The sequence below is a fragment of the Micromonospora noduli genome (assembly GCF_003264365.1).
In the GTDB taxonomy this organism is placed as follows: Bacteria; Actinomycetota; Actinomycetes; order Mycobacteriales; family Micromonosporaceae; genus Micromonospora; species Micromonospora noduli.
Genome location: NZ_PYAK01000112.1, coordinates 1 through 7808, shown reverse-complemented (window position 1 = coordinate 7808; position 7808 = coordinate 1). Strand labels below are relative to the sequence as shown.

General features: G+C 76.2%; 8 protein-coding genes. All 8 read right to left on the bottom strand.

Going from position 1 to position 7808, the window contains the following annotated elements; genetic code table 11:
- A partial coding sequence (locus GUI43_RS32890) for a cobalt-precorrin 5A hydrolase (RefSeq protein WP_211326802.1) occupies positions 1–1027 on the bottom strand: 1027 nt, incomplete at its 3' end.
- Positions 1024–2319: a precorrin-6y C5,15-methyltransferase (decarboxylating) subunit CbiE gene (cbiE, locus tag GUI43_RS32885; RefSeq protein WP_112700676.1), complete on the bottom strand. Its 1296-nt coding sequence runs from the start codon at positions 2317–2319 to the stop codon at positions 1024–1026. The genes cbiE and GUI43_RS32890, both read right to left, overlap by 4 nt.
- Positions 2316–3467, bottom strand: a complete 1152-nt coding sequence (locus GUI43_RS32880; RefSeq protein WP_112700674.1) for a cobalt-precorrin-5B (C(1))-methyltransferase — start codon at positions 3465–3467, stop codon at positions 2316–2318. The genes cbiE and GUI43_RS32880 overlap by 4 nt, the downstream gene beginning before the upstream one ends.
- A complete protein-coding gene (cobM, locus tag GUI43_RS32875) occupies positions 3464–4297 on the bottom strand; it encodes a precorrin-4 C(11)-methyltransferase (RefSeq protein WP_112588074.1) in 834 nt (277 codons plus the stop codon). The genes GUI43_RS32880 and cobM overlap by 4 nt, the downstream gene beginning before the upstream one ends.
- Positions 4294–5064, bottom strand: coding sequence for a precorrin-2 C(20)-methyltransferase (cobI, locus tag GUI43_RS32870; RefSeq protein WP_112700672.1), 771 nt, complete (start codon positions 5062–5064; stop codon positions 4294–4296). Before cobI ends, cobM begins: the two co-directional genes overlap by 4 nt.
- Positions 5061–6416 (bottom strand): cobyrinic acid a,c-diamide synthase CobB, encoded by a 1356-nt coding sequence (locus GUI43_RS32865; RefSeq protein WP_112700670.1) that lies wholly within the window; start codon positions 6414–6416, stop codon positions 5061–5063. Before GUI43_RS32865 ends, cobI begins: the two co-directional genes overlap by 4 nt.
- Positions 6410–7021, bottom strand: a complete 612-nt coding sequence (gene cobO / locus GUI43_RS32860; RefSeq protein WP_112700668.1) for a cob(I)yrinic acid a,c-diamide adenosyltransferase — start codon at positions 7019–7021, stop codon at positions 6410–6412. Before cobO ends, GUI43_RS32865 begins: the two co-directional genes overlap by 7 nt.
- On the bottom strand, positions 7021–7808 hold a 788-nt coding region (locus GUI43_RS32855), incomplete at its 5' end, for a VWA domain-containing protein (RefSeq protein ID WP_249037920.1). The genes cobO and GUI43_RS32855, both read right to left, overlap by 1 nt.

Genomic DNA, 7808 nt, shown 5'->3' with positions numbered 1-7808 from the left:
GCCCGAGGCCGACGACGGCCAGCCGGCCGCGTGGCGCGTGCCGGGCCACCGCCACGGTGGCCATCGCCGTCGCGGTCTTCCCCACCAGCAGCGTCGCGTCGTCGACCCGACCGTCCGGGCCGAGCAGGGCCGCGGCCTCCGCCACGCTCGGCGTGCCGACCGCAGCCCGGACCACCTCGCTGGGGTGCGGCACATCGACCGCCGCCAGCCGCGTCGCCGGCCAGGTCACCAGGGGTACGCCGAGCGCGTCGACGGTGCTGCGGATGCCCGCCTCGTCGGCCTTGATGTCGGCGGTGGCCAGGCAGCGCAGGCTCGCCGGGTCGAGACCGGCGTCGGCCAGCACCCGGTGCAGCAGCTCCGCCACCTCGGCGGCGGGTACGCCCCGACTCGCGCCCACGCCGGCGACCAGCGACGGCGGCCGCAGCACGGCGGTCCGCTGGTCGGACGGCACCACCCGGTCGGTGACCAGCAGCCGGTACCCGTCGTCCGTCGGGTCCTCGTCGGCCGCGCGCACGTTCGGGGGCAGGGCGGGCAGCGGCCAGTCGGCGTCGGCGATCAGCCGGACCGGCTCGCCGTCCAGGATGGCCCGGGACACCGCGGCGACAGCGCCCTGCACGGGCCAGCCGAGGGTGTCCAGCCCCGGCAGGTCGACCGCGTCGGTGGCGGTGGTGATCACCGGTTGGGCGTCCAGGAGGGCGGCGACCTGTTCGGCGAGCGCGTTGCCCCCGCCGGCGTGCCCACCGAGCAGCGCCACGGCGTGCCGGGCCGCCTCGTCGACGACCACCACCGCCGGGTCGGTGTGCTTGTCGTCGAGCAGCGGCGCGACGATGCGCACCACCGCCCCGGTGGCCAGGAACGCGATGACCGCGTCACATCCGGCCCAGGCGGTCCGCAGCGCGTCGGCGACGGTCTCCGCCTCGACCAGCCGGGCGTGCGGCCAGGCGGCGGTCAGGGTGTCGGCGTGCCGGCGGCCGGCGGCGGTGGCCGCCACCAGGCCGATCCGGGCGGGCGGGTTCTGGTCGGTCACTGGCGCTCCCCGGTGAGGACGACCACCGGGTTGGTGGCCGCGAGGCGGATCGACCCGCCGGGCAGGTCGGCGAGGCGGGCGGCGGAGAGCTGGCTGCCCTCGACCGTGTAGCCGGCGGCGCGCAGCAGACCCACGGCCGGTGCGACCCGGTCCAGTGCGGCCAGGGTGAGCACCACCCGCTCGGGTTGGCGGGCCACCACGGCGGTGAGGACGTCGACGCCGCCACCGCCGATGAAGACCGCGTCGGGTTCGGGGAGGTCGGCCAGCGCCGCCGGGGCATGTCCGGCAACCAGCCGGACGTGCACGGCGTGCGCGGCGGCGTTGACCTGGATGGTGGCACCGGCCTCGGGGTCCTTTTCGACGGCGAGCACGGCCGCGCCGAGCAGCGCGCACTCGATGCCGACCGAGCCGCTGCCCGCCCCGATGTCCCAGATCAGCCGGCCCAGTCGGGGCCGCAGCCGGGCGACGACGAGGGCGCGCACCTCCGACTTCGTGATCATGGAGTCGCGGTGGGCGTAGCGGTTCTCCGGCAGCGCCCAGCCGCCGGCCGGCGCGGCGGCGGGCTGATTGTCGGCGCGCATGCCGCCGGCCGTGCCCCGATCGGACGGGGCGTCGGCGGGCGGGGCGTGCGCCGACCCGGCGGGTACGGGGTCGGCGAGGCTGAGCAGGACGTGCGGGTCGGCCCAGGTCTCGGCGGCGGCCCGCTCGGGGGTCACCGCGCGGATCCGTTCGGCGGCGGTGCCCAGGTGCTCGGCGACCAGCAGGCGGCGGGACCAGCCGATCAGGCCGGCGCCCAGCTCGGCCGCGCCGGCGCCGGGTGCGGTGAGCACCGCGACCAGTGGCAGCGCCCGGCAGGCGTTCACTGCGGCTCGGGGGTCGCGCCCGTGCGCGGTGACCACTGCGGCGCCGTCCCAGGGCAGCCCGGCGCGGGCGAACGCGGCGGCCACACTGGACACCGCCGGCACCACCCGCAGCGGCAGCCCGGCCTCGCGCAGCCGTCGGACGATGCCGAACAGGCCGGGATCGCCGCTGGCCAGCACGACGGCCGGCACCCCGGCGGCGACGGCCTCGGCGAGGCGGCGCAGGGCGGGGGCGAGCGGCCCGAGGGTGACGGTGTCCGCGCCGGCCGGTATGGGCACGGCGGCCAGGTGCCGGGTGGCCCCGACCACCAGCCCGGCGGTGGCCAGCACCGGGGCGAGCGCGGGGTGCGGCGGTGCGCCCGCCGCGTCCAGACCGACCACTGTCACGGCGGTCGCCGGGGCCACAGGCGTCGCCGCGGCCATCCGCGTCATCGGGGCCACCGGCCGGACGAGGCGACGACGTGCGTTCCGGCGAAGTCGACCATCGCCACGTCCACTGCGACAGTCGGCCCGGCGAAGCGCCGCAGCACCTGGCGGACCCGCTGGCAGAGCAGGTCGCCGGCCGGGGCGAGCAGCCCGGCGGCCTCCCACAGCTCGTACGCGTGCCGCCCGGTGTTCGCCTCGGTCACGGCGGCGACGAGCGACGGGGCGCCGCCGGCCTCGGCGGTCACCGCGCCGAGCAGGGAGAGGTCCACAGTGGAGCGGGTGTAGTGGGTCATCAGGATGCCGGCCGCGAGTTTGGCGAGCTTGCCGGCCATGCCGACGAAGACCACCCCGGTCATCGCGTCACCCACGGCGGCGGTCACCGCGGCCCCGGTGAAGTCGCCGACCTCGACGAAGCAGACCTCGGGCAGGTCGGGCAGGAGCGCGCGGGCGGCCCGCTCGGTACGCCCGCCGGTGCAGAGCACCACTGTCGGCTCGCCCTGGGCGGCCATCACGTGCACGGCCTGCACGACGCTGGCCCGCCACGACGCGGTGGAGAACGGGCGGACGATCCCGGTGGTGCCGAGGATCGAGATGCCGCCGAGGATGCCGAGCCGACGGTTGGTGGTCTTGCGGGCCATGATCTCGCCCCGGGGCACGCTGATCACCACCCGGACCCCGACCTCGCTGAGGTCGACCACCTCGGCCACCGCCTCGCCGATCATCCGGCGGGGGGTGTCGTTGATCGCTGGCCCGCCGACCGCGAGCCCGAGGCCGGGTTTGGTGACGGTGCCGACGCCGGCACCACCGGCCAGCCGCAGGCCGGGCACGTCGGTCCAGTTCACCGTGGCGGTCAGCTCGGCGCCGTGGGTGACGTCCGGGTCGTCCCCGGCGTCCTTGACCACCACCGCCTCGGCCCGGACCGGTGGGGTGCCGGTCACCTCGCAGCGCTCCACCGGGAAGCGCACCCGACGTCCGGCGGGCAGCCCGATCTCCACCTCCTGCTGGGTGGTGCCGGTGACCAGGGCGGTGACCGCGGCCTTGGCCGCCGCCGTCGCGCACGCGCCGGTGGTCCAGCCGGTGCGCAGCGCGGTGGGCCGGACCTTCGCGGTGCGCGGCAGGTCCGGCTCGCGCAGCGGCGGCTCGGCGTACGTCATGGTGTGGCTGTCCCCCCGGTGCGGGCGCTTGCCTGGCGGCGCAGCTCGGCGCGGGCGGCCGGCTCGGCGCGGCGGAAGGTGTGGAAGTGCCCGGGGTGGTAGAGGTGCGAGCGGGTGCCTTCGGCGGCGAGAGCCGGGCCGACCAGGAAGAGGGTGTGTTTCCACAGCTTGTGCTGTTTGACCGTCGCCTCCAGGGTGCCGACCGTGCAGCGCACCACCAGTTCGTCGGGCCAGGTCGCCTGGTACGCCACCACGGCCGGGGTGTCCTCCGGGTAGCCGCCGGCCAGCAGCTCGGCCTGCACCTGCCCGGAGCGGGCGGCGGAGAGGAACAGCGCCATGGTGGTGCCGTGCCGGGCGAAGTCGCGGACCCGCTCGCCGGGTGGCATCGGGGTCTTGCCGCCTTCGAGGCGGGTGAGGATGACCGACTGGGCCACCTCGGGCACTGTCAGCTCGCGGCCGACGATCGCCGCGACGGCGGTGAACGAGGACACCCCGGGCACGATCTCGACGGCCAGGTCGAGCGCCCGGCACACGTCCAGTTGCTCCTGCACCGCGCCCCACAGCGCCGGGTCTCCGGAGTGGATCCGGGCCACGCTCAGCCCCTGCTCGGCGGCGCGCCGGTAGAGCGGCAGCACCCCCTCGATGGGCAGCTGCGACGAGTCGACGATCTCCGCGCCGGGGCGGGCGTGGTCGAGCACGTCGGCGTGCACCAGGCTGGCCGCCCAGATGACGATGTCCGCCTCGGCGATGACCCGGGCGGCCCGCACTGTCAGCAGGTCCGCCGCCCCCGGGCCGGCTCCGACGAACCACACCTTGCCGTCGCTGGTCACAGCTTTCCTCCTCGGTGCTCGCGGCGGGCCGGAACCAGCAGCGTCGACAGGTACGGCAGGTCGTGCTCGGTGTCGTCGACCGGCCCGATGCGTTCACCGGGGAGCCCCAGGCTGCGTCCGAGCACCGCGTCGGCGAGGCGGCCCTGCCGGCGCAGCTCGGCGAGCAGTTCCGGGTGCCGTCGCCAGCCCTTGTAGGCGACCACGGTGCCCGGCCCGGCGAGGGCGTCGGCGAAGAGCGCCAGGCCGGCGGTGGCCGGCAGCAGGGTGAGCGGTTCGCGTCCCTCGCAGAGCGGGGTGCCGCTGCGGGCCGCCAGCTCCTGCATGGCGGTGACGCCGGGCACTGTCGCCACCCGCACCGCCGGGCGCAGCGCGCGGACGCTCTGGGCCAGGTAACCGAAGGTGGAGTAGACGTTGGGATCGCCGATGGTGGCGAACGCGAGGGACCGGGCGCCCGCGTCGATCGCCTCGACCACCACCCGGGCGGCGTCGTCCCAGGCGGCCGCCCGGCGCGCGGTGACCCCACCCCGGTCGTCCAACGCTAACGGCAGCCGGCGCAGCCGCTCCGCCGCGACGTGGGAGCGCACTGTCGCCTCGGCCCGCCCGGCGTCCGCACCCGGCGAGGCCGCACCGGCGGGAGCGACCCGGTCCGCCATGACGGGTACGAAGACCAGGTCGGCCTCGCGCAGCAGCCGCACCGCCTTGACGGTGAGCAGTTCCGGGTCGCCCGGGCCGACGCCGACCCCGGTGAGCGTGGCGTCGGTGCTCATCGGCACGCCTCGACCAGTCGACGGGCCGCGTCCGGGTGGCCGGCCCAGTGGGTGTGCAGGTAGGACGCGTGCACCCGGCCGGCGACGAAGCCGTGCTCGGTGTCGTTCCAGCGCCACGCCGGTGCGTCGCCGTGCCCGGGGTCGGTGGTGGTGCGGTGGAACTCGTGGCCGCGTACCGGCTCGCCGGCGCGCGCCACCGGGGAGTCGGTGACGGCGTGGGCCTCCCGGTAGCCGAGGGTGAGCCGGTCGGTCATCCGGGCGGTCAGGTCCAGTCGGCCGCACATCGGTACGCCGTTCAGGGACCGCCCGAGGTAGAGCAGCCCTGCGCACTCGGCCACGATCGGCCCGTCGAAGTCAGCCAGTTCGGCGCGGAGCCCGGTGTTGTCGGCAAGCGTCTGGGCGTACGCCTCGGGGAAGCCGCCGCCGATCACGACCGCCCGGGTGCCGGTGGGCAGCGCCGGGTCACGCAGCGGGTCGACGGTGACGACGTCCGCGCCGGCCGCGGCGAGCAGTTCGGCGGTCTCCGCGTACGAGAAGGTGAAGGCCGGGCCACCGGCGAGGGCGACCCGTGGCCGCTCGACGCCGGCCGGCCCGCCGACGGCGGCGACCGGGTCCCACGCCGCGGCGGTCAGCGGCGGGGCGCTCCGGGCCAGGGCGAGCACGGCGTCGAGGTCCACCGTGGCCTCGACCAGCTCGGCGAGCGCGGTGACGATCGCGACCGATTCGGGTGCCCGCTCGGCGACCGGCACCAGTCCGAGGTGCCGGGCCGGCGCGGCCACCTCGGCGGCGCGGGTGACCGCCCCGAGCACCGGTACGTCCACCTCGGCGAGGGCGTCGCGCAGCAGCGTCTCGTGCCGGGGTGAGCCGACCCGGTTGAGGATCACCCCGCCGATCCGTACCGCCGGATCGAACGCGGCCATGCCGAGGGTGAGCGCAGCGGCCGACCGGCCCTGCGCGGTGGTGTCCAGCACCAGCAGCACGGGTGCGTCGATCAGCCGGGCGACGTGCGCGGTGGAGGCGTAGTCGCGGCGGCCCACCGCGCCGTCGTGCAGGCCCATGACGCCCTCGACCACGGCGATGTCGGCGGGCGTGGGGACGCTCGCGCCGTGGCGCAGCAGGGGTGCGATCCGGTCGGCCCCGACCAGGAACGGGTCGAGGTTGCGCCCGGGCCGCCCGGCGGCGAGGGCGTGGTAGCCGGGGTCGATGTAGTCGGGGCCGACCTTGTGTGGGCTGACCGTGAGGCCCCGTCGGCGCAGCGCGGCGAGCAGCCCGGTGGCCACGGTGGTCTTGCCGTGGCCGCTGGCCGGGGCGGCGACCACCACCCGGGGCAGCGCCCAGTGTGCGTTCACCACTCGATGCCCTTCTGGCCCTTCTGACCGGCGTCCATCGGGTGCTTGACCTTGGTCAGTTCGGCGACCAGGTCGGCGGCGGCGACCAGGCGTGGGTCGGCGTCCCGACCGGTGATCACGACGTGTTGGAAGCCGGGGCGCTCGGCCAGGGTGGCGACCACCTCGTCGACGTCCACCCAGCCCCACTTCATCGGGTAGGTGAACTCGTCCAGCACGTACAGCCCGTAGCGCTCGGCGGCCAGGTCACGCTGGATCTGCCGCCAGCCCTCCAGGGCGTCGGCGGCGTGGTCGGCGTCGCCGCCGCGCTGAATCCAGGACCAGCCCTCGCCCATCTTGTGCCAGGTCACCGGCGCGCCCTGGCCGGTGCGTTCGTGCACCTCGCCGAGCGCCCGGAAGGCGTTCTCCTCCCCGACCCGCCACTTGGCGCTCTTGACGAACTGGAACACCCCGACCGGCAGACCGGCGGTCCAGGCCCGCAACGCCAGCCCGAAGGCCGCCGTCGACTTCCCCTTCATCTGTCCGGTGTGGACGATCAGCAGTGGCCGGTGCCGCCGCTGCCGGGTCGTCAACCCGTCAGCGGGCACGTTGCTCGGCTGTCCCTGCGGCATCAGGCAACGCTCCTGTCGGGCGTGAGGGTGGTGCCGGTCGAGATCTTGGAAGGAAGCCGCCCCTCCAGGGGCCGTTTCGTTCCAAGATCTCCTCGGGCGGGGGCGGGGGCGTGGGTTAGGTCTTCTAGTTGGTGACGGGGGGCTTTTAGCTGGGTGGCCAGGCGGTTCGCCAGGTGCAGGCGGACCGGGCCGGATTCGCAGTCGACGACCACGCACGGAGCCCCCGTGGCGGCCAGGACCCCGGCCGCCGCTGCCGCCCGGTCCAGCGGACGGGTGCCGGCGGTGGCCCGGCCGTCGGTGACGATGAGGACCAGCGGGCGGCGCTTCGGGTCGCGCAGGCGCTCCACCCGCAACAGGTCCGCGGCGGCGAGCAGGCCCTCGGCCAGCGGGGTACGCCCGCCGGTGGGCAGCTCGGCCAGCCGGGTCGAGGCCGCCAGCACCGACGAGGTCGCCGGCAGCAGGGTCCGGGCGCCGCCACCCCGGAACGCGATCACCGCGACCTTGTCCCGCCGCTGGTACGCGTCGGTGAGCAGGGCGAGCACCGCGTCCTTCACCGTGGTCATCCGCTGCCGGGCACCCATCGAGCCGCTTGCGTCCACCACGAACAGCACCAGATTGCCCTCGCGCCCCTCACGAACCGCCTCGCGCAGGTCGTCCCGGCGCAGTCGCAGCGGACCGGTGAGTCGGCCCCGGGCCGCCTGGTGCGGCGCGGCGGCGCGGATCGTGGCCGGCAGGTGCAGCGCGCCGACCCGGCCCGCCGGCACCCGGGCCCCGGTGGTGCGGCCCC